Origin of the sequence: Pedobacter africanus (assembly GCF_900176535.1) — a bacterium.
Taxonomy (GTDB): Bacteria; Bacteroidota; Bacteroidia; order Sphingobacteriales; family Sphingobacteriaceae; genus Pedobacter; species Pedobacter africanus.
In genome coordinates this window covers 2,799,410-2,821,430 of sequence record NZ_FWXT01000001.1, presented here as the reverse complement: position 1 = coordinate 2,821,430, position 22,021 = coordinate 2,799,410, and the positions used below count along the sequence as shown (strand labels likewise).

22 protein-coding genes are annotated in these 22,021 nt (G+C 45.0%); 13 read left to right on the top strand and 9 right to left on the bottom strand.

Annotation, left to right across the window (positions count from 1 at the left end; all coding sequences use genetic code 11):
- Nucleotides 1–13: 13 nt before the first annotated feature.
- Nucleotides 14–757: an RDD family protein gene (locus tag B9A91_RS11830; protein ID WP_084238733.1), complete on the top strand. Its 744-nt coding sequence runs from the start codon at nt 14–16 to the stop codon at nt 755–757.
- Here the strand turns inward: B9A91_RS11830 and B9A91_RS11825 are convergent, their stop codons facing one another.
- From B9A91_RS11825 to B9A91_RS11805, 5 genes are all read right to left on the bottom strand, one after another.
- Complete coding sequence (locus B9A91_RS11825; RefSeq protein ID WP_084238731.1) at nt 758–1,378, bottom strand: SGNH/GDSL hydrolase family protein; 621 nt, start codon at nt 1,376–1,378, stop codon at nt 758–760.
- Between the two features lie 8 nt (nt 1,379–1,386).
- Nucleotides 1,387–1,719 carry a DUF2752 domain-containing protein gene (locus B9A91_RS11820; RefSeq protein ID WP_235012534.1) on the bottom strand — a complete coding sequence of 111 codons (333 nt, stop codon included), beginning with the start codon at nt 1,717–1,719 and terminating at the stop codon, nt 1,387–1,389.
- A 9-nt stretch (nt 1,720–1,728) separates the two neighbouring features.
- Nucleotides 1,729–2,214, bottom strand: a complete 486-nt coding sequence (locus B9A91_RS11815; RefSeq protein WP_084238729.1) for a DUF5684 domain-containing protein — start codon at nt 2,212–2,214, stop codon at nt 1,729–1,731.
- Between the two features lie 86 nt (nt 2,215–2,300).
- On the bottom strand, nt 2,301–2,996 hold the full coding sequence (lipB, locus tag B9A91_RS11810; RefSeq protein WP_084238727.1) for a lipoyl(octanoyl) transferase LipB: 696 nt from the start codon (nt 2,994–2,996) through the stop codon (nt 2,301–2,303).
- Nucleotides 2,997–3,005: 9 nt separating this feature from the next.
- Nucleotides 3,006–3,647: a 4'-phosphopantetheinyl transferase family protein gene (locus tag B9A91_RS11805; protein ID WP_084238725.1), complete on the bottom strand. Its 642-nt coding sequence runs from the start codon at nt 3,645–3,647 to the stop codon at nt 3,006–3,008.
- A gap of 147 nt (nt 3,648–3,794) precedes the next feature.
- Here B9A91_RS11805 and dcd point away from each other — a divergent pair, with 147 nt between their 5' ends.
- The 4 genes from dcd to B9A91_RS11785 are packed head-to-tail and all read left to right on the top strand — an operon-like array spanning nt 3,795 to nt 8,746.
- Complete coding sequence (gene dcd / locus B9A91_RS11800) at nt 3,795–4,331, top strand: dCTP deaminase (protein ID WP_084238723.1); 537 nt, start codon at nt 3,795–3,797, stop codon at nt 4,329–4,331.
- 58 nt (nt 4,332–4,389) lie between these two features.
- A complete protein-coding gene (locus B9A91_RS11795) occupies nt 4,390–7,098 on the top strand; it encodes a carboxypeptidase-like regulatory domain-containing protein (protein WP_084238721.1) in 2,709 nt (902 codons plus the stop codon).
- A 6-nt stretch (nt 7,099–7,104) separates the two neighbouring features.
- Complete coding sequence (locus tag B9A91_RS11790) at nt 7,105–7,866, top strand: enoyl-CoA hydratase/isomerase family protein (RefSeq protein ID WP_084238719.1); 762 nt, start codon at nt 7,105–7,107, stop codon at nt 7,864–7,866.
- A 4-nt stretch (nt 7,867–7,870) separates the two neighbouring features.
- Nucleotides 7,871–8,746, top strand: a complete 876-nt coding sequence (locus B9A91_RS11785; protein ID WP_084238717.1) for an SDR family oxidoreductase — start codon at nt 7,871–7,873, stop codon at nt 8,744–8,746.
- Between the two features lie 4 nt (nt 8,747–8,750).
- Here B9A91_RS11785 and B9A91_RS11780 read toward each other — a convergent pair whose 3' ends face one another.
- The gene (locus B9A91_RS11780; protein ID WP_084238715.1) at nt 8,751–9,800 is read right to left on the bottom strand and encodes a 3-oxoacyl-ACP synthase III family protein; all 1,050 of its coding nucleotides are present in this window, start codon (nt 9,798–9,800) and stop codon (nt 8,751–8,753) included.
- 75 nt (nt 9,801–9,875) lie between these two features.
- Between B9A91_RS11780 and B9A91_RS11775 the strand changes: the two genes are divergently transcribed.
- Entirely contained in the window at nt 9,876–10,157 is a 282-nt protein-coding gene (locus tag B9A91_RS11775) for an ATP-dependent Clp protease adaptor ClpS (protein ID WP_084238713.1), read from the top strand.
- Here the strand turns inward: B9A91_RS11775 and B9A91_RS11770 are convergent.
- A complete protein-coding gene (locus tag B9A91_RS11770) occupies nt 10,154–10,759 on the bottom strand; it encodes a thioredoxin family protein (RefSeq protein WP_084238711.1) in 606 nt (201 codons plus the stop codon). The genes B9A91_RS11775 and B9A91_RS11770 overlap by 4 nt on opposite strands.
- A gap of 95 nt (nt 10,760–10,854) precedes the next feature.
- On the opposite strand from B9A91_RS11770, the gene B9A91_RS11765 reads away from it, so the two are divergent.
- Genes B9A91_RS11765 through B9A91_RS11750 form a run of 4 tightly spaced genes read left to right on the top strand, consistent with a single transcriptional unit; the run spans nt 10,855 to nt 17,160 of the window.
- Nucleotides 10,855–13,344 carry a TonB-dependent receptor gene (locus B9A91_RS11765; protein WP_084238709.1) on the top strand — a complete coding sequence of 830 codons (2,490 nt, stop codon included), beginning with the start codon at nt 10,855–10,857 and terminating at the stop codon, nt 13,342–13,344.
- 15 nt (nt 13,345–13,359) lie between these two features.
- A complete protein-coding gene (locus B9A91_RS11760) occupies nt 13,360–15,795 on the top strand; it encodes a TonB-dependent receptor (RefSeq protein WP_084238707.1) in 2,436 nt (811 codons plus the stop codon).
- A 34-nt stretch (nt 15,796–15,829) separates the two neighbouring features.
- A complete protein-coding gene (locus B9A91_RS11755; RefSeq protein WP_084238705.1) occupies nt 15,830–16,384 on the top strand; it encodes an NUDIX domain-containing protein in 555 nt (184 codons plus the stop codon).
- Between the two features lie 20 nt (nt 16,385–16,404).
- Nucleotides 16,405–17,160 (top strand): lysophospholipid acyltransferase family protein, encoded by a 756-nt coding sequence (locus B9A91_RS11750; RefSeq protein WP_084238703.1) that lies wholly within the window; start codon nt 16,405–16,407, stop codon nt 17,158–17,160.
- Here the strand turns inward: B9A91_RS11750 and B9A91_RS11745 are convergent.
- Nucleotides 17,157–17,906 (bottom strand): LytR/AlgR family response regulator transcription factor, encoded by a 750-nt coding sequence (locus B9A91_RS11745; RefSeq protein WP_084238701.1) that lies wholly within the window; start codon nt 17,904–17,906, stop codon nt 17,157–17,159. The two genes, B9A91_RS11750 and B9A91_RS11745, sit on opposite strands and share 4 nt — an antisense overlap.
- A complete protein-coding gene (locus B9A91_RS11740; RefSeq protein ID WP_084238699.1) occupies nt 17,903–18,937 on the bottom strand; it encodes a sensor histidine kinase in 1,035 nt (344 codons plus the stop codon). Before B9A91_RS11740 ends, B9A91_RS11745 begins: the two co-directional genes overlap by 4 nt.
- A 268-nt stretch (nt 18,938–19,205) precedes the next feature.
- Between B9A91_RS11740 and B9A91_RS24130 the strand changes: the two genes are divergently transcribed.
- The 3 genes from B9A91_RS24130 to B9A91_RS11730 all read left to right on the top strand — a co-directional run bounded on the left by B9A91_RS24130 (nt 19,206) and on the right by B9A91_RS11730 (nt 21,996).
- Entirely contained in the window at nt 19,206–19,379 is a 174-nt protein-coding gene (locus B9A91_RS24130) for a hypothetical protein (RefSeq protein WP_159451687.1), read from the top strand.
- A gap of 188 nt (nt 19,380–19,567) precedes the next feature.
- Nucleotides 19,568–19,945 (top strand): BlaI/MecI/CopY family transcriptional regulator, encoded by a 378-nt coding sequence (locus tag B9A91_RS11735; protein ID WP_084238697.1) that lies wholly within the window; start codon nt 19,568–19,570, stop codon nt 19,943–19,945.
- Nucleotides 19,942–21,996 carry a TonB family protein gene (locus tag B9A91_RS11730; RefSeq protein WP_084238695.1) on the top strand — a complete coding sequence of 685 codons (2,055 nt, stop codon included), beginning with the start codon at nt 19,942–19,944 and terminating at the stop codon, nt 21,994–21,996. The genes B9A91_RS11735 and B9A91_RS11730 overlap by 4 nt, the downstream gene beginning before the upstream one ends.
- Nucleotides 21,997–22,021 lie beyond the last annotated feature (25 nt).

The window sequence follows — 22,021 nt, the reverse complement described above, 5'->3', positions numbered from 1 at the left end:
TATTTGAATAAGTATGGAAACAATAAAGGTAAATACCAGTCAGCACATAGATATTGACTATCCGGTTGCGGGCCTAGGCGAACGTATAGCAGCAAGGTTAATAGATTTGGCCGTATTCCTGGGTTTATACCTGATTTTTGTTTTCCTTGTTGTGCTCACCGGGCTTTCTGGGGCACTCGACAGATCACCTTATTTTTTCTACCTACTGATTGGCCTGTACGCTGCCGGGTTCGTTTTTTATAACCTCATTTGTGAAATCTTAATGAACGGACAATGTGTAGGCAAACGCCTGCTGAAAATCAAAGTAATCAGTCTGAATGGTGGTCAGGCCAGTATTGGGCAATATTTTATCCGCTGGCTGTTCCGGCTGGTGGATTTCTGGTTAACCGCCCAGCTAGGTGCCCTGATTTCTGTGGCAGTATCCGAGAACAAACAAAGGATTGGTGATATGGTGGCCGGAACAACGGTTATTAAAACTGTTCCGCGTACAAATATTAACCATATCGCTTTTCACCCGGTTGAAGAAACCTACAATCCGGTCTTTGCCAACGTCAACCTGTTGAGCGACCGGGACATAGAACTCATTCACGAAGTGATTGCCACTTACTATAAAACCTATAATCCTGATCTTATTTATGCCACTGCAGCAAAAGTAGCCAGCATTTTGGCGGTTACCAAGCCCGAAGGCATGAACGAAATGGAATTTTTAAAAACAGTAGTGAAAGATTATAACCACCAGACTTCACTGGTACATTAGCTACTTTAAAACCTTCAACACCGCGGGCAATAAATTATTTACCCAATCTGAATACATTTTTACTGAGGGGTGTAAGCCGTCTTCCGCTACCAGTAGAGGGTCAGAAACTGCATCTCTGGAAGCTGGTGTAATGTCAGTATAGCTGAGGCCGGCAAGTAAAGTCTCTTCTTTGTTGACGGCATTGAATGCATCTATATCCAAAGCAATCGCTTCCCGTCCGCGCCCGCTGGCTAAGCCAAAGGGCGTTGCACCCCAGTCGGGTATCGACAGTACAAATACCCGGGCTTTGTCCCCCCTTGCAAAATCGAGCGCAGTTTGCAGCAAAGCAGCAAATTCCCGGCGGTAAACCGTTATGGATTCTCCCCGGTATTGGTTATTGACCCCTACCAGCAGGGTAACCAAATCAAATTTTCTGGCCAGGGCCGCATTTTTAATGGCCGCCTGAAGTTCACTACTGGTCCAGCCTGTAGTCGCAACGATGTGCGGTTCCTCAACAATGATTTGCTCCACCCTTAACCGCCCTGCCAGCTGATACGGGAAACTGCCTGCTGCCGGAACGGCCTCTCCAATTGTATAGGAGTCGCCAAGGGCCAGATAGCTGATGGTATGGTCATTTATCATATTTATGCTCAATGTTGATGTGGGACAAATATCTTAAATAAATAGCTTCCGATGATAATCGTTCCTGTAATAAGGTATAGCGTTTTAACGAGCTTGTCGTTATTTCTACCGGTCAGATACCGTGCGGAGAGGGCCACAACAAAAGTGATCAGCAGCGGAATGGTCGGCGGGTATAAATGAAAGCTCTCCTGCAAATCGCCCTTTAACAGCGCAAAGAACGAACGTTGAAAACCGCAGCCAGGGCAATCAATGCCGGTAAGGGCCTTAAACGGGCAGGGTAGAAAAAAACTATCCGCCTGATCTAAAAAAGAAGACCAGGCGGATAATAAGTATGTTTCCAATACCAACAATTATGCGTTAGGGGTTGTCGGCGGCTGGTTGAAAGGATCGTTTGTGTTGTTAAACGGATTATTTACGCCAAATGGGTTGTTTCCACCTGCAAATCCGGCTTGTGCTTCTGCAGCTGAAGGGCCCAGGTATTTTGCATCACCAAAACCCAGCATCGGGATAAATACAAAAGGCAGTAAAATCATACCCACAGTATATCCTTCTGTTTTGCCAAAGCTTTTACTCAACAGGTTATACAACCAAACCGCAAATACGATATTTACGCAAGGGATCAATAACCATAATATCCAGATCATTGGTTTACCCACGATCTCGATAAGCACAATTAAATTGTAGATGGGAATAATTGCCGCCCATCCTGGTTTTCCGGCTTTTACAAAAATTTTCCATAGCCCTGCATATACCAAAACCAGTATGGCAAGATAAAAAATAACCATTCCAGCTCCAATGCCGGCTCCGGCTGCTGCGTACTCTGAGTTGTAATCCATAGTTTGTTTTTTTAAAGTAGTTTTTCTATAAAGATAAGGTTTGTTCTAAAAAATCAAAACTATGAACTTCATGTTTTTTCAACACCCTAAAACAACTCCATTTTAAACAGACGGGCAATGTGACCTTTCAGTTTCGCCTTAACCTCATCCATGTCAGGTGCATATCCCAGCTCGCGCTGAATGGAAGTTACATCTTTATCGTCAATACCACAGGGCACAATATTTTTAAAATAATCAAGATCAGTGTTCACATTAAATGCAAAACCATGCATGGTTACCCAGCGACTGCACCTTACCCCCATGGCGCAAATTTTTCGGGCTTTGTCATTATCCGCATCCAACCATACCCCGGTATAACCTTCATAACGACCTGCAGCAATACCAAAATCGGCAAGCGTTAAAATCACTGCCTCTTCCAATGTCCGCAGGTAAAGGTGTATATCTGTAAAAAAGTTGTCCAGATCGAGGATGGGATAGCCTACAATCTGGCCAGGTCCATGATAAGTAATGTCTCCGCCCCGGTTGATCTTATAATAAGTCGCTTTCTTCTCCAGCAAGCCCTGCTCATCCAGCAGCAGATTTTCCGGCTGCCCGCTTTTACCGAGGGTATACACGTGTGGGTGTTCACAAAAAATCAGGTAGTTAGGCGTTTCCAGTTGCGTGTTGTTGGTCCGGTTTTGTGTTTTTAAAGCCACGGTTCCCTCAAAAACAGCCTCCTGCTTTTGCCAGGCATGATGGTAGTCGGTAAGTCCCCAATCTATAAATTCTACTTTTTTGTTCATTGCCAAAAATTAAGCTACCACATAGCCGAGCATGTAGTCATCACCCATTTTAAAATAATGCACACACAGATTCGCTGTACCTTCAGGCAGATCCACAAGTGCATTCAGACTGCCTTCCGCCTTTAGCTTGAAGGGCTGGATGTGCATATCCTGTTTAAATTCAAGTCCCTTTCTGCCATTCCACTTATAGATCGCTTCTTTGGCACACCAGCAAACGTACAAGCCATTAATGTTGTCCCCGATCTGTCTTTGTGCCAGCTCAATGTCCGACAGGAACTTATGCCGGATACTTTTTATTTTATGCTTGATCAGCTCAATGTCCACACCAACCTTTCTGGTCTTGCCAATAATTACAGCGGCATAATCATAGGAATGACTCAGTGAAATGTGATAATCCAGATCGGGTAAATATGGCTTCCCATGTTCGTCCATCCGGCAATCAATATATTCATCGGTATTCAGCATCGTTCTGAGCAGCACACGTGTACTCAGCCAGTGCAGCAAACGTTTACCGTTATTTAAGGAGGAGATGATATCCAGTTCATGCTGTTTTAGCTGTAAAGCCGAAAGCAACTGTTCCTCTGTTTCTTCGATTTTCCATACCGCAAGTATGGTCTTATCGTCAATATTTTTATTAAAAACTACAGGCATCTCTATTTTAGAAAACAATGCAAAAGTATCTTAAATTAATCATAATTTCGTCCAAATACCAGAAACCTGCAAACTTAAACTTATTAAAGAGAATAATCTGGTTTTTGCAGGCTTCCTGACCTTTAAACAACAAATATTCATTTAAAAATGATCCTGTCCGACAAACGAATTATTGAAGAAATAGATAAAGGCACCATTATTATTGAACCATTCAGACCCGAATGCCTGGGTACCAACTCCTACGATGTGCACCTGGGTAAATATCTTGCCACCTATAAAGACAGGGTACTGGATGCCAAAGCACACAACAAGGTAGAGCATTTTGAAATCCCTAAAGAAGGTTATGTCCTCCAGCCGGGCACCCTGTACCTGGGTGTTACCCTGGAATATACCGAAACCCATGTCCATATTCCTTTCCTGGAAGGAAAATCCAGTACCGGACGGCTTGGAATCGACATCCACGCCACGGCGGGTAAAGGTGATGTGGGTTTCTGCAATACCTGGACGCTCGAGATTTCCTGTGCCCAGCCCGTACGCGTATATGCAGGTATGCCCATTGGACAGCTCATTTATTTTGTTGTTGAAGGCCATATAGGCACCTTGTACAACACCAAAAGCAACGCTAAATACAACAACAAAACCACAAAGCCCGTAGAAAGCATGATGTGGAAGAATAAGTTTTAATTCGCATAATTAGCCTCAATTATTTGTATATTGAGGCTTTGTTAATTATGCTCACACTATGAAACTTAAATCCGTCGTTCCTGCCCTGGTTGTGCTTGGCATTTGCTGCTCTTTTGTTGCTAAACTGGCAGATCCGCCTTTTGATGAACTGCTTAAAAGACTGCAGGACTACAACAAAAAATATCCTCAGGAAAAGGTACACCTGCACCTCGACAAGCCTTACTATGCCATAGGCGATGACATCTGGTTTAAAGCCTATGTGATCAATACCGAAAGCGGGGCACCCTCAAATATCAGTCAGGCCTTATATGTAGAGCTCATCAATGAGAAGGACTCCATAAAAACACAGCTGAAACAACCCCTGAGCGGCGGAATCAGCTGGGGCGATTTCAAACTCCCGGATACCCTGTCTGAAGGCAATTACCGAATCCGGGCCTATACCCAATGGATGAGAAATGCGGGCACTGAGTTCTTTTTTGACAAAACCATAAAAATAGGAAACTCCTGGGCTAACCGGGTCTTCACCCATACCGACTACAGCTACAGTAAGGAAAACACAGCCGAAAAAGTGACGGCAAAAATAAAGTTTGCAGATAAAAACGGGCTTCCTTATACCGATAGTGAAGTCAATTATGATTTACAACTCAACTTCCGGAGCCTTGCCAAGGGGAAAGCAACTACCAATGCCGAAGGCGAAATCACCATCAGCTACCTCAATACACAGCCCGCCTTGTACAAATCAGGAAAAATTGTGGCCACCATAAATTTACCTGACAAACAAAAAGCAACCAAGAGCATCCCCTTAAAAGCTACTTCAAATGCCGTAGATGTGCAGTTCTTTCCAGAAGGCGGTAACCTGGTAGAGGGCCTGCCTAATAAAATAGCCGTAAAGGCCGTAAATTCAAGCGGTCTGGGCGAAGATGTAGCCGGACTTATTGTAGACAACGAAGGTACAGAGGTAAACCGTTTTGAGAGCACACACCTTGGCATGGGCAATTTTGTAGTAAACCCCCAGCCAGGAAAAGTCTACTCCGCAAAAGTAAAATTCAAAGATGGTTCGGAACAAACGTTTGCCCTGCCCAAAGTATTGCCAAGTGGCTATGTTTTATCTGTAAATAGCAGCAATCCTGAAAAGATTGTGGTGAAAATATTGATGTCGGCCGACCTGATCGGCACCAGTGAGCTCAAATTGGTGGCCCAGCATAGCGGAAATGTTTATTTTGTAACCAAGGCCACATCCCAGAAACAGATCGTTACGGCAAGCATACCCAAAAAGGATCTGCCTTCAGGCATCATACAGTTTACGCTATTCAATGCGACAAACAACCCTGTTGCAGAGCGACTGGCTTTTGTAAACAATACTGAAGACCGCATCAAAGCCGGTGTAGAAAAACTTAACCCCACTTACAGTAAAAGAGAAAAAGTAGACATCAGCCTGCTTAGCCAGTTTGCCCAGAAGCCGATACAGGGCAGTTTTTCTATTGCAGTAACCAATACCGCTTCGGTTAAGCCCGATCCGGAAAATGAGACAAATATCCTGACCAGCCTATTGCTTCGCTCAGACCTGGCAGGTTATATCGAAAAACCAAACTATTATTTCCTCAATAACGATGAAAAGACTGCTCAGGCACTCGATAACCTGCTCATGACCCAGGGCTGGCGTCGGATCCTCTGGAAAAACATCATCAATAACATCCCACCAAATATCCGTTATCAGCCCGAAAGATCCCTGGCCATCAGTGGTACCATTACCTCTTACGGTGGCAAACCTCTGCCAAACAGCAAGGTTTCTTTATTTTCTTCTTCAGGAGGCTTTTTTGCCATTGATACACTAACAGATGCCCAGGGGCGTTTTAACTTCGATAACCTCATTTTTAATGACAGCACCAAATTTATTGTACAGGGCCGCACCGCCAAAAACAAAAAAAGTGTCGACATTAAGCTGGATATTGTGCCTGGTCAGATCGTTACCAAAAATACAAACACTGGTGATATTGAAGTGAACGTAAATGAGGCTTTGCAGGCCTACCTGAAACGCAGTAACAATTATTTCGACGAACTGACCAAACGAGGATTGCTGGAACGGAGCCTGATGCTCAATGAAGTCAAGATTGTAGAAAAAAGAAACGACGCCAAGAACTCCTCAAACTTAAACGGGGCAGGCAGGGCCGATTTCATCATTACAGCCGAGATGCTGCAAAACTGTGTCACACTCTCCCAGTGCCTGCAGGGCCGCGTGGCAGGGTTGATTATTGAAAATGGCATTCCGTATCTTACCAGGAACATGTTCAGCAGTCTTAGCGGCAAGGTACCTATGCAGATTGTTCTGGACGGCATGCATGTTGAAGCAGATTTTCTGGACAACATTATGCCCAATGATGTGGAAAGTATTGAAGTGTTAAAATCAGTAGGCAATACGGCTATCTATGGTTCCCGCGGAGGGGGCGGTGTGCTTATCATCACCACAAAAAGAGGTGGTGGTTTTGCAGGATCTACCTTTGCCCCGGGCATCATTACCTTTGCCCCTAAAGGCTACCATACCATCAGGGAATTTTATTCTCCGAAATATGAGCCCGGAACAACTGACAGCCGGCCAGACCTGCGCAGCACTGTGTACTGGAACCCGCATGTGGTAACAGATAAAGAAGGAAAAGCAGCAATTAATTATTTCAATACAGACGAAGCAGGGACCTACCGCGTTGTTATTGAGGGAATAGATGTGATGGGTCACCTGGCCAGAACGGTTTATACCTATGAAGTAAAATAAATCTGAATGAATACGATAAAAGTCACGATAAAAGACCATTTAAGCATCATTACGCTCGACAGGGGCAAGTCCAACGCCCTGAACCGGGAAATGATTACGGAACTGAACGATATGCTGAAAAATATATCGGCCGATCCCAATATTGCGGGTGTCATCATCACCGGTAAGGAACACTTTTTCTCGGCAGGACTGGACTTGATCGAGCTGTACAACTATTCCGAAGCAGAGGCCGAATCTTTCTGGCACCTGTTCCTGGATTTCAGCGCCAACATCACAGCCTTTAAAAAACCGCTGGTTGCTGCCATTAATGGTCACAGTCCGGCCGGGGGCTGCGTAATTGCCCTGGCCTGCGACTACAGGATCATGGCCGAAGGAAAATACATCATTGGCTTAAACGAAGTTCCGGTTGGCATCATTGTACCCAACAGCATTTTTAGTCTGTATGCTTTCTGGCTGGGTCAGGCCAATGCCACCCGAAGCCTGCTGGAAGGGAAGCTTTTTAGTCCGGATGAAGCCCTGCAGATTGGCCTGGTAGATGAACTGGCCAATCCGGCCAGCATTTTAACTGCTGCCGAACGTAAGATCAGGAAATACATGGCCATGGAACGCAACACCTGGACGCAGAGCAAGCTCAACATCCGGCAGGACCTCATCGCCGCAACCAGTGCAGATCAGCGTGCTGCCCTTAAAGTAATGCTACAGCAATGGTGGTCGCCCTCCACCAGAAGTATCCTGAAAACCATTATCGGTAACCTTCAAAAGAAATAAGCCTATGTTCAATCAGCCCATGTTAAGAGACGATGCCTTAAAAGGCAAAACCATAGTGGTTACCGGTGGAGGTACCGGTTTAGGTAAGGCCATGGGCACTTATTTCCTGAAATTAGGCGCCAACCTGGTGATCACCAGCCGCAAGCTGGACGTACTGCAAAAAACAGCTGCCGAAATGGAGAAGGAAACAGGAGGCAAAGTACTGGCACTAGCCTGTGATGTGCGCGACTATACCCAGGTAGAAAATGTGCTTAACGAAAGCCTTAAAACATTCGGAAAAGTAGATGCGTTGCTCAATAATGCCGCAGGCAACTTCATTTCACCAACAGAAAGGCTGTCTGCAAATGCTTTTTCAAGCATCATTGATATTGTTTTAAAAGGTTCTGTAAACTGCACCCTGGCCTTTGGCAAACACTGGATCAAAGAAAAGCAGCAGGCCAGTGTTTTAAATATTGTAACCACCTACGCCTTTACCGGATCGGCCTATGTAGTGCCTTCTGCCTGTGCCAAAGGAGGTGTACTGGCCATGACCCGCTCGCTGGCAGTAGAATGGGGCAAATATGGCATCCGTACCAATGCAATCGCGCCGGGCCCCTTTCCTACAAAAGGTGCCTGGGAACGCCTGCTGCCCGGCGATCTGGCAAAAAAGTTCGACTTTAAAAACCGGGTTCCCCTGAAACGTGTAGGCGACCATCAGGAACTGGCCAATCTGGCCGCTTTCCTGATCAGCGATTTTGCAGGTTATATTAATGGAGAGGTCATCAGCATAGATGGGGGCGAATGGCTTCAGGGCGCAGGGCAGTTCAACGGACTGGAGGCCATTCCCAGCGAAATGTGGGATGCCTTTGAGCAGATGACCCGCTCGGCAAAGGGCAGCTAAGCTGCTACCACCTGATCAGCGCACTGGCCCAGGTAAAGCCGGAACCAAAAGCGGCCAGGCAAACCAGGTCGCCCTCTTTGATCTTTCCTGCTTCCCAGGCTTCGCAAAGTGCAATGGGAACCGAAGCGGCAGTGGTATTTCCGTATTTCTGAATGTTATTGAACACTTTGTCGTCACCAAGCCCAAGCAATTGCTGCACATATTGGCTAATGCGCAAATTGGCCTGATGAGGCACCAGTATATCGATATCCGCTGCAGTCAGATTATTTGCATTTAAGGCCTCATTGATGACTTCCGGGAATTTAACTACAGCCTTTTTAAATACTGCAGGCCCATCCATATAAGGCAATGCGGCCCCGCTTTCCAGCTGCTCAGTTGTTAAAAATAACCCCCCGAGCTCCTGGTCCGGATAACCGGGTTTATCTTTAAGCCATTTATTGGCATGCGCGCCCGGGTAAAACATTGCCAGAATCTCTGCGTCCGCTCCGTCACTGTGCAAATGGGTACTCAAAATCCCCTGTCCTTCTTTTTGCGTGGGTTGCAATACCACCGCCCCGGCACCATCACCAAATATGACAGATACATTGCGGCTGCGTGTTTCAAAATCCATGGCAAACGAATGTTTTTCACTACCTACTACCAGTATATTTTTATACATGCCGGTCTTGATGAACTGATCGGCAACGGAAAGTGCATAGACAAAGCCCGAACATTGGTTGCGGATGTCCAGTGCGCCAACTTCCTTCATGCCCATTTCGCGTTGCAGCAATACCCCGCAGCCCGGAAAGTAATAATCGGGGCTCAGCGTAGCAAAAATAATGAAGTCGACATCCTGATTGGTAATACCCGCCCGCTGTATGGCTATTTTAGCCGCCTCAATGCCCATGGTAGTGGTTGTTTCTTCCAGCCTGTCTGCAAACCTGCGTTCTTTGATCCCGGTACGCTCCTGTATCCACTCGTCGCTGGTTTCCATGAAACGCGACAGGTCATTGTTGGTGTAAACATTTTTTGGGACATAATAACCTATTCCGGCAATCTTTGAACGCTGCATCATACTTGGCTTTATTTAATTTTAAGCAAAAATAACTTTAACTGCAACATTATTTTGAAATAAGCTTATTTTTGTAAGATGTCAACAGAAACAAAAGAAGAAACATTCACATTAGAAGAAATCCTGACTTCCCTGAAAACTGTTCATCGCTTAATCCTCTGGAATGATGATGTGAATACTTTTGACCATGTGATCCATTGCATGATGAAATACCTGGACTACTCCGAAAACCAGGCCGAAAAAATAGCCTGGGAAGTACATAACAAAGGGAAATGTGCCGTTCTGGAAGGCTCTTTTACAGAAATGGAAGTCTATCGTAAAATCCTGCAGCAGGAGGGCTTAACCGTTACTGTCGATTAAACCTGCTTTAATCCTGAAAATAGCAAAGCAAGTTCTTCCTGAGTGCTGGTGGTTTTGTCTTTGGCATACCAGCCGTGCAGTTTTTCTGCCAGCGCCATAATATCTGTTTCTTCCTTTTTCCATTCCATCAGCAGCTCCTGGATCTCATTGGGTCGGGGTCCCCACTTGGTCAATACATTTCCGGCTTCATCCAGCACCAGCAGTACAGGTATTGCCCTGCCCCCGTTGGTCAGGTGCGCATCTATCAAAGGAAGGTTCATGTCCCTCAATACAAACCTGAGCTTAAACTTTTCGGGGAAAGCACTGACAATCTTATTGAATACGGGTACAATCTGCGCTGCATCGCCGCACCATCCTTCAGATATGACCAGCAAACGGTACGCTCCGTTCAGGGAAGTCAATGCATTTAAAAGATCCTCATTCAAGGCTACAGTCTTGTCTACCCGGCTCATGCGGTGCACATTCATTTTGGTATAATGCAGCATAGCTTCTGAGTGGTCGGGTCCCGTAGTTTTATGCTGTGCTAAAAGCTCGTCAATTAAATTCCTGTAAGCTGCGTAGCTCAAGCCTTCTTCGCTAAAAATGCTGTTGTAATCGATCATATTCTTCAATTAACCTGTAATAAAATAGTTACGCCCGGGTTTTTAAACTTCCTAATCGTTTATTTGTCCAACTAAACACACACAAAACCACCTTAATGACCAACTACTTTTACAAAGTTCTGATTTTAACGCTTGCCATTTGTATTTCCTCTGTAAAACTTAATGCACAAACAGACAACGGCAAAATAACCGCCAAGGTTGTAGATGCCCAAACCAATGAGACCATTCCCTTTGCTTCAGCCATGATCCTCAACAGGAAAACAAAAGCCGTAGTAAAAGGAATGCAAACCGACGCCAACGGAAATCTGGTGATGACGCCCCTACCGAAAGGTGTTTTTACCTTTAAAATAAGTTACGTAGGCTACCAGACCATGGTCAGGGATTCTGTATCCATTTCCGATACACAGAAAGAGATCAGCCTGGGAACCATAAAAATGAAACCTGCCAAAGGCACCGCATTAAAAGAAGTGGCAATTACTGCCCAAAAAAGCACGATGCAGCTGGGCATCGACAAAAAGGTATTTTCGGTTGACCAGAGCCTGGTGAGCGAAGGCGGCTCTGCTTCCGACCTGCTGCAGAACGTTCCTTCAGTACAGGCCGATATGGACGGCAATGTAAGCCTCAGGGGTTCAACGGGTGTTAAGGTCCTGATCGATGGAAAACCTTCCATGATTGCCGGGGGCAATGTAGCGCAGATCCTGCAATCCATCCCTGCCAGTTCCATCGAAAGTGTAGAGCTGATTACCAACCCATCGGCAAAGTACGATGCCGAAGGGCAATCGGGCATCATCAATATCGTATTAAAGAAAAACAAAAAACTGGGACTAAACGGCTCCCTGGCACTTACCGCAGGTAACCGCGACAACTACAATGCCAATACCAGCCTTAGTTTTCAAAACAGCAAGGTAAATATTTATGGGAATTACAGCTACCGCTATGGAAACCGTTTGGGTGGCGGCTACAGCAACATCACTTACCTGAACCCTACATTCCCAACTGCATTTGCCAATCAGCTTACAGATTCCAAATCGCTGGACAAGGGGCACAACTTTAAAGCGGGACTGGATTATTATCTGGCCGAAAAAAGTATCCTTAGCTTTACAGGCGGTTTCAACATCAGGGACAACGAACGGAGCGAGCTGCTGAGTATCGACAAGCTGAACCCTTCAAAAAATCCGCTCGAACGTAGCAGGAGGGACAATACTAACGACGGTTCGGGCGGTAATTACGACCTGAGCCTGGATTTCGTACAAAAATTTAAAAAACCAAAAGAGGAACTCACGTTTAACTTCAGCTTTTCTGACGGCACCAACGACAACTACCAGAATTACCTTACCGACGTATATTATGCCAACGGCTCGGAAGTAAATACCCTCCCGGTGATACAGATCAACGATGGCAAAGGCACCAACAGGAGTTATAATGTGCAAACCGACTACACCCTCCCCGTAGGTACAACAGGAAAAATCGAAGCCGGTTACCGCAGCCAGATCCGGTATGCAGAGAACAACATGTTCTCGACAAATTTTAACCACCTGAGCGGAGAATACGACATCAATTTTGCGCTCACTAACGAGTTTAACAGCAAAGACCAGGTACATGCCCTTTATATCAATTACCAGAATCAGGTAAAGAATTTTGGATACCAGGTAGGTTTAAGGGCCGAAGATGCAACGCTGGATACTCGTTTGGGCATGTATGATAAAGCCGGCGGATTAAGTTATGTTCCGGGCAAGGTAGATTATACCCGGCTTTACCCAAGCATCTTCCTTACCCAGAAATTCAAGGCCGAGCAACAGCTGCAGCTGAGCTATAGCAGGCGTGTAAACAGGCCCCGGGGATGGGACACCAACCCCTTTCTGGATGTATCCGACCCACTGATCTGGCGTCAGGGTAACCCCAACCTAAGACCCGAAGATGTACATGCCTACGAACTGAGCTACAGCAAATACTGGAAAAAAATTACTTTCATTTCCACAGCCTATATGCGCCAGACCAATGATGTCATCCAGCGCATCAGAACGGAAGCAGACGAAAACGGCGTTACCATTGTTACCCCGCAAAACTTAACCAGGGAGCTGTCCAGCGGTCTGGAGCTCATCGGTCGTTTTGATGTCGCTAAAGCCTGGAACTTTACCACCAACATCAATCTTTACCAGCGTAAAATCAATGGTGTGCCCGCCTATGGCATTGTCGACAATTCAGGTTTCAGCTGGAATGCCAACCTGACCAATAACTTTGTGCTCCCTTACAAAATTACCCTGCAAATCAAAGGCGACTACCGCTCCAGAGAGGTCATGGCACAAGGAAAAAGAAATTCCAACTATGTAGTTGATGCGGGGGCAAAGTACGATTTCAAAAACAAAAAATCCTCCCTCAGTTTCAATATCAAGGATGTGTTCAATACCAGGAACTGGAGCATGACCTCAGGTGCGGCCAATGCCATTACCGATTTCAGACGTAACATGCAAGGCACCATGGCCAGTTTAACTTATGCTTACCGATTTGGTAAAAATGATTTTAACTTTAAAAAGAATAAAAAATCTGATCAGCAGGAAATGCGCTCAGACGAAGAATCATTTTAATACACAGACCAGACATTGAAAAACTACGCCATATTCATATTCAGCCTGCTTCTGCTCAATGCAACCGCTCTGCAGGCCCATACTGTGGCCGATAAAGGCAGCATCACCGGTAAGGTAATTGAAGAGGTAGGCGCGCTCCCTATCCCATCGGCTGTGGTAGCGGTTTATGAGGCCAATTCTGAACGGCCCTTTCAAACCACGGCAACAGATGAAAATGGTGTATTTAAGCTCAACGCCCTTAAATATGGTACGTATAAGGTTAAGATCAGCTTTGTTGGCTTTGCCAGTCTCAGTATCAACGAGGTCATCCTTACAGAAAAAGACTTTGAACGCAACCTGGGTACACTTAAGTTGGGCAGCGACCAGAATAACCTGAGCGAAGTAACCATCACCGCAGAAAAACCTGTCATAGAATTTGCTGCCGATAAGATCACGTATAATGTAGACAAATCTATACTGGCCGAAGGAAGTACTGCTACTGATATCCTCAAAAACGTACCAATGGTACAGGTAGATATCGATGGCAATGCCACCATATCCGGAAAGCGCTCTACCCGGATCTTTATCGACGGTAAACCCTCGGATTACATGACCTCCAACATTGCTGACCTCCTGAATGTCCTCCCTTCAGATGCTATAGAAAAGATAGAAGTCATGACCAATCCACCCGCCAGGTATTCGGGCGATGGTGAAGGGGTCATCAATATTGTCATGAAAAAAGGCTTTTCCATAGGCTTTAATGGCAATGCGGGCGTAACAGCCGGACTCCAGGGCAACACCAATATGAATACCAACGCCTCCTATCGCAGTAAAAATTACGCTTTAACCGGCGGGGCCGCTTACCGCAGCAACATCGGCAAAAGCACCTCCCATTCCTACCGTGAGAATTTTGATCTGGTGAAGGATACAACCTTTTATTACGACAATTACGCCAGCAACAGAAGCAACAGTAACGGGGGAAATTTCAGGGCGGGGCTCGACTGGGACATTACCCCACAGCAAAACCTGCGCATTAACTCCAACTTCAATAACAACAGCAGCAGCAGCAGGGCGGGTACTGATTTTAATTTCCTGAATGAAGATTTTGTGCTAAAACGTGTACGTAACCAGATCAGTGCGACAGATGGCAGCAGCCACAATTTCGTTTTTAATGCCGACTATAGCATTAAAGGTTCAGAAAGTGGCGACAAGCTCAGCATCGGTTTAACCTACAATACCAATAACAACGATAACTTACGGATACTGGACCAGAAGTATTCCTTACCGGTTACCGGAAAACCCTCCCTTCGGGAAAATACCAATGGCACAGGCAATGATGGATTAACCTTCAATATCGATTACGACCGGCCTGTTTTTAAGAAAAGGGACCAACTGGAGGCTGGAATCATGTACAACTATCGCAGGAACAACAACGACCAGCTTGTGCGTGATTTTGACTTCAGTACTCAGGAATATGTGATTTCTGAAAGACTTAGCAATGAGTTCCTCTATAATGAGCGAATTTTTGCCGGTTACACCGCTTACAACTACCGGGGCAAAAGCATCGGTGTAAAAGCAGGCATAAGGGCAGAACTTACCGATGTGGACTTTGACCTGTCTTCCCGGTCCACAAGCTCAGCTGCAAACACTTATAACGTTAAACCCTACCTCAGTCTGTTCCCCAATATCTCCTTCAACCATTTCTTCAAAAAAAGATACAATATTGGCGCTACCTATAGTGTCCGCATCAACCGCCCACGTGAAATTGCCTTAAACCCTCAGATCAATGACAACGATACCCTGAACATTTCCTATGGTAACCCAGATCTGTTACCCGCCTATACCCACCAGATGGACATCAGCTTTGGTGCCTTTGGCGAGAAATGGTCATTTACGCCCCGGCTGTCCTATTCAACCAGCAGCGGTGTAATCGAACGTTACCGTGCTGTTACCGTAACAGATGGAGTAGCCAAATCGGAAACTACCTATTACAATGTAGGCACTAATGATATCTTCGGGTTGATCCTGATCGGTAATTACCGGCCAAACAAAAAACTCTCTACCAATGCCAATCTTACCCTCACACAAAGTAATTACACCTCATCCCTCAATTCGGCGCTGAACAGAAAAGGCCTGAGCATCCGCAGTGCAGTGGGTTTATCTATGCAGTTACCGCTAAAAACTGCCTTTGAGGCCAATATTAATTACGCCAACAACGTAAATGCCCAGGGCAGAGCCAAAGGTTCGGTGACCAGCAGTATGGCTGCCAGAAAAGTCTTTCTTAAAAACAGGCTCAATGCACGCATCAGCGTAAGCGACCCCTTTGGAAGGCGCAACAATACCCTGTTTAGTGAAGGGGTCAATTTCCGCCTGCAAAGCTATTCAACCAGCAACACCAGCAATGTTACACTGAGCCTTAGCTACCGCTTCACCAAAATAAAAAAAGTTCCCCCTCCGCCCAAGCCTGACTAGCGGTGCTGAAACCAGAAATTCGTATATTGCGCCCATGGAAGAGCATAATCCCTGGGTAACGATAGACAGCCACAAGATCTATGAAAACAACTGGATCGGCCTGACAGAGCACAATGTGATCAACCCCTCCGGCGGTAAGGGCATATACGGAGAGGTTCATTTTAAAAACTATGCCATAGGCATTATGGTGCTCGACGAACACCACAACACCTGGCTGGTAGGTCAATACCGCTTCCCGCTAAAAGCCTACAGCTGGGAGATTCCTGAAGGCGGAGGGCCACTTGAATCAGACCCGCTGGAAAGTGCCCAGCGTGAGTTAATGGAAGAAACAGGGCTACACGCTGCAGAATGGATAGAAATACAGCGCATGCACCTGTCTAATTCCGTAAGCAATGAATTGGCCATCATCTATATTGCACGGGGGTTAAGCCAGGGAGAGGCCGCTCCCGAAGAAACCGAACAGCTCAGCCTGCGCAAACTCCCCTTTGAAGAAGCCTACCACATGGTGATCAGCGGCGAAATTACCGACAGCATCAGCGTAGCCGCCATCTTAAGGACGAAAATATTAATCCAGGAAAACCATTTGTAACCACTATTCCATTATCGACCATGAATAAGTTTTTAGGATACATCTTCAGTCCCGTTTTTTATGTCTTTTTCGGATTGGTGCTCCTCATTTTCCATCCCATACAATGGCTCTGTTACCGGTTTTTGGGATACAATGCACATAAGGCCTCCGTTGATGTACTGAACTTTTTTCTTACCTACAGCGACCTGCTGATGGGTTCCTCTGTCAGTTTTCAGAACAAGCAGGAACTGCCAACCGGCAGGCCGATTATATTCGTGGCCAATCACCAGAGCATGTACGACATTCCGGCACTGATCTGGTTCCTGAGGAAATATCATGTAAAATTCATCTCTAAAATTGAACTTACCAAGGGCATTCCCTCCATCTCCTACAACCTTAAGTATGGCGGAGGTGCGAATATCGACCGGAAGGACAGCAAACAAGCCGTGTCTGAACTCATTAAACTAGGCCGGAGGATGAAAGAAAAAAACTGGTCGGCCATGATCTTTGCCGAAGGCACCCGGGCCAAAGACGGACGGATGAAAGCTTTCCAGGTGGGCGGCATTGCCACTCTGCTTAAAGTTGTACCCAATGCACTCATCGTACCGGTAGCCATCGAAAACTCATGGAAACTGGTAAGGTACGGCGCATATCCCCTGAGTTTTGGCGAAAAACTACGCTGGACAGTGTTGAAACCGCTCGACATTAGCGGCAAAAACCCCGAGGAAATTGTACTCGAAGCAGAAAATGCAATTAGGGTAAAGCTAAACCAGGTTAAACCTGCACAATCGCTTTAAATATTCTTATTGTCTATATGTCTAAAAAACTCGTCCCTGTAGGTATCTCCTATCGGGATGATCTTATCGCCTATACTGATCCGGCTCCGCTCTATACTTTCAATTTTATCGAGTGCGATGATATAGGATTTGTGCACCCTGATGAACTGTCCCTTAGGCAGGGTCTCATCCATCTTTTTCATATTCTGTAAAGTGATCACCCTTTCTGTTTTGGTAAAAATGGAGATGTAATCCTTCAAGCCCTCTATGTAAAGAATATCATCCAGCTCGATCTTCTGGATTTTATGCTCTGTTTTCACAAAAATAAAGTCCTGTACCGGGTTAACCGGGACAGCCGCGGGAACAGGTGCTAGAAATGTTTGAATGGTTTCTACCGGTGCCGACGCCTTTGTTTTATTGTGTACCTTTTCTACAGCCTTATAAAAGCGGTCGAAAGCAATGGGTTTTAATAAATAATCCGAAACATTCAGGTCATAACTTTCCAGCGCATACTGAGAATAGGCCGTTGTTAAAATATAATCTGCTTTTCCGGTGGCAATCTTTAAAAACTGGATTCCCGTCAGTTCCGGCATCTGTATATCCAGAAACACAATATCCACACCACCGGCCTGTACCATTTGCAAAGCCTCAATAGCGTTTTCTGTACGTTTAACTAATTCCAGAAAGGGGACTTTAGAAACGTAGTCCTCTATAATATCAAGCGCCAGCGGCTCATCATCAACCGCAATACATTTTAACTTTGTCATATATCTAGCATTAATTCACTGGTATAATGAGTAGCCGAATTTACAATATTTAATTTATATCGCTCCGGATAAAGCAGCTGCAGCCTGCGTTCCACATTGTTCAAACCTACTCCGCCCATCTGGTCCTTGTTGTGTTTGTTCTTTTTATTACTGATGCTGAAATGCAATATTTTCTGGTTGGCGATGATATTGATGCGGATGGGGTCCTTAGGGTCATTGGCTACGCCATGCTTAAATGCGTTCTCCACAAAAGAGATCAGGATCAGCGGTACCACCGGCTGATCGTCTATTTCACCGTTAACGGTAAATTCCACTGCCGCTCCATCCTTAAACCGCAGCTTTTGCAGTTCAATATAACTTTGCACATAGGTAATCTCCTTGCTCAATGAAACCCAGCTATCATTACTTTCATAGATCATGTAACGCATGATCTCTGAGAGTTTCAGAATCGCATCTGCCGTTTTATCTGATTTCTGATAAGCCAGTGAATAGATATTATTTAAAGAGTTGAACAGAAAATGCGGGTTCAACTGGGATTTGAGGAACTGCAGCTCCATGTCGCGTTTTTCACTGACCAGGTCGCGCTGTATCCGCTCGCTCCCAAACCAGTCGATGGCAAACTTTAAAAGCGCACTTACGACCACAAAAAAGCCCGATACAAAAATGGCAAATATCACATATTTGGTGATCTCGTAATATTCGATCTGTCCGGTATCCGGACTGAAATAAGACAGAAAGAAATCGCTGTTCAGACTGGCTACAACCGTCTTGATGATGACCATAACGGCAATCAACAGGCAAATGGAAAGTACATATAATCCATACCGTTTCTTCTGCTCTATCAAAATAGGGATCAATAAGGTGTAATTGATGTAAAAGATAGAAAGATTGATCACTGCAAAGTAACCCAGCTTAACGGCCACCTCATAGCGCGAAGGGGCCTGGTTTCCACTAAAGGTATCCCAAAGCAATATGGCCAAAATAATGAGCCAAAAGAACAGATGTACAACAAGGGGGCCTTTACCTTTCATTAAAAATCTCTTTTTATAATCGCATTCAAATTACACCAATCTAATTATTTTAAAGCAGCTGCTTTCGACCAACTGGCTTTTTTCTTATACGAACGGGCCAAACGGAGGCTTTAACTACAAAACTATTCATTTTAACCGTTTATCTAGGATATTATGCACTTGGTCTAAAACATTTTAGCAGCATTTTTTTTATGGTTCTATTTGTTTCATCAAACAGGGACGAGAAGTTCCTGAACAAAAAAACAACCACAAATAAAAATATACAACTATGAAAACCCTGGCAAATACATCACCATTTTTATTGTTATTGATCCCTGTCTTTATCATGATGCTATTGACATTTGCTGCAGGCAGCAGCAATCAGGACCAGAATGAAGAGTTTGCAGCCAAAAAGCCAGCAAAGGCATCCCTCATTAAAATAGCAAATCCATTCTCTAGGTAATAGAGGATTCTATCATAAATTTAGTTTAGTTAATAATTGGATATGGCGGTGGATACCGCCATTTTTTTTGAAAAATATTTTGAAAACTAAAATATTAGTTATAAGTTTATACTAAATCTTTAGTTATACCGTAAAATACGCGTTATACGATATAATTAACGGATGAAACTGACAATACAAAACTAAATATGGAAATAAAGGACCTAACAAAGGCAGAAGAACAGATCATGCAAATTCTATGGCAAATAGAAAAGGGTTTCGTTAAAGAGGTGATGGATTTTCTGCCAGAGCCAAAGCCAGCCTATAATACCGTATCTACTATTATCAGGATCCTGGAAACCAAAGGCTTTATCGGACATGAGGCCTTCGGCAAGTCGCACCAATACTATCCACTTATCACCAGGGAAGACTATAAGCGTCATGCTACAGAAAAACTGCTCGATGGATATTTCGAAAACTCTGTGGAAAGCATGTTCTCCTTTTTTGTGAAAGAAGAAAAGCTCGACCTGAGCGATGTGGATGAAATCCTTAAAATGATTAACAAAATTAAAAACAGACCAAGATGAGTACCGCACATTACATCCTGCAAGTCAACATCTACCTCATCGTATTTTATGGCTTCTATAAGTTATTGTTAGACAAGGAAACTTATTTTACCCTGAACCGGATTTACCTGGTTTCTGCCGGGCTTCTTTCCCTGGCGATTCCTTTTTTAAGGTTCGAATGGTTCAGTAAACAACCCGTGGCCGAACCGGTATATGTGGGCGTGGCACAAGTAAACACTTTCATGACCCAGGTGATTGTTGAGCCGGCAGCAACAGACCACTTTAGTCCCGGCAATGTTATCGTCTTTATTTATGTCCTCGGTGTACTCATTTTTGCCGGCAAACTGATCTGGCAACTCAGCTCGGTAAGTATGCTGCTGAAACAGGGAGGACCAGGATCGGCATTCTCCTTCTTTAACCGCAAAAAGGTGGACGCAAACCTTCCACAGGTACAAACCATCAACAGGCACGAGGAGGTACACATGCGCCAGCTTCACAGTCTGGATGTCATCTTCTTTGAACTGCTGAGCCTGTTTACCTGGTTCAACCCGGTTATTTATGCCTATAAGCGCGCCGTAAAGAATATCCATGAATACCTCGCAGATGAAGCTGCGGCGGAATTTCAGGGCGATAAAAAAGAATACGCGCTCTTGTTGCTCAGCAATGCTTTTGGTGTTTCTTCCAGCACCCTTACCAATAGTTTTTTCAATAAGTCTCTGATTAAAAAAAGAATTTTTATGTTACATAAACAACGTTCAAAAAGAACCGTATTTCTGAAATACGGTCTGTTCCTGCCCCTGTTTGCCATAACACTGCTTTTGTCATCGGCAACCATCAGAGACAACCAAAAGATCCAGGACATCGCAGATGAAATCCCTCTGAACAATCCTGTAGAGGTAGTTAAAGAAGTAGTTAATGAAGCTATTATTCCGCAGGTCAGCAAAATTACAGTTCCGGATATAAAAAGCCGCCAAAGCCGGGTACTGAAAACCGGCCTGCCTACTGAGTCCGGAGATATGACTTATAAAAACGATGCCTCCTGGGACGCCTTCTACAGGTACCTAAAAATGACGACCCGGTATCCTGCCGAGGCACATAAAAACAACATTCAGGGCAATACCATTATCCGCTTCAAAATTAAGGATGGAGCAATAGAAGATCTTGGTATTGCTAAAAAATTAGGCGGAGGATGTGATGCCGAAGTAATGCGTGTTGTTTTGGCTTTTCCGGGCTTTGAGTCTATTAAAAATGGCAGTTATGCCATTAGGTTCATCTTTTACCTGAGCGACGGGGTTGGAACTACTGAAAAACTGGGACCGGCTTCGGTAAAAGGCTATACCTCCCTCAACGATATCTTTATTACCGGCTATAAGGGACCACAGGTAGTAGGAAACAATGGCTCCTACGATGCTTCAAAAATCTACGATTTTGTTTCTATTGAAACACAACCTACTTTTCCAGGAGGGATGACCAACTTCTACAAATATCTGAAAGGCGAGATAAAATACCCTGAAGAAGCCAAAAAGAATAAAATACAAGGCAAAGTATTTCTTTCCTTCATCGTCGAGACAGATGGGGAGTTAACCGGGATCCGGGTAGAAAGAAAACTGGGCAGCGGTACTGATGAAGAGGCCGTAAGGGTGATTAAGGCATCTCCGAGGTGGGTACCTGGAACACAAGGGGGCAAAGCTGTACGTGTAAAGTATAATATTCCTATCAGCTTTAGCCTGGGCGAAGCAAACACCCCTCCAACCCAGCTAAAAACCGGTAGCCTGCAACTGCGCAGACCGGGCAATGGGATCAGCTTCAGGGACGAAAAAGGAAACCTGATATCGCTTAGTGGCACCGGGTCAGCCAATCCCCTCTATGTGGTTGACGGTACCCCGGTAAGCGGCAACTATATGAGCAGTATGGTGCCTGATAATATTGAATCCGTAACCATACTGAAAGATGCAGCGGCCAGTGCATTATATGGCGCCAAAGCCGCAAATGGGGTTATCCTGATCACCACAAAAACAGGTAAGCCCGTAAACCTTAAAGAAGTCGTAGTAACAGGCTCCGAAAAAGAATAAACAACGCGCTTTCATAACCAAACCA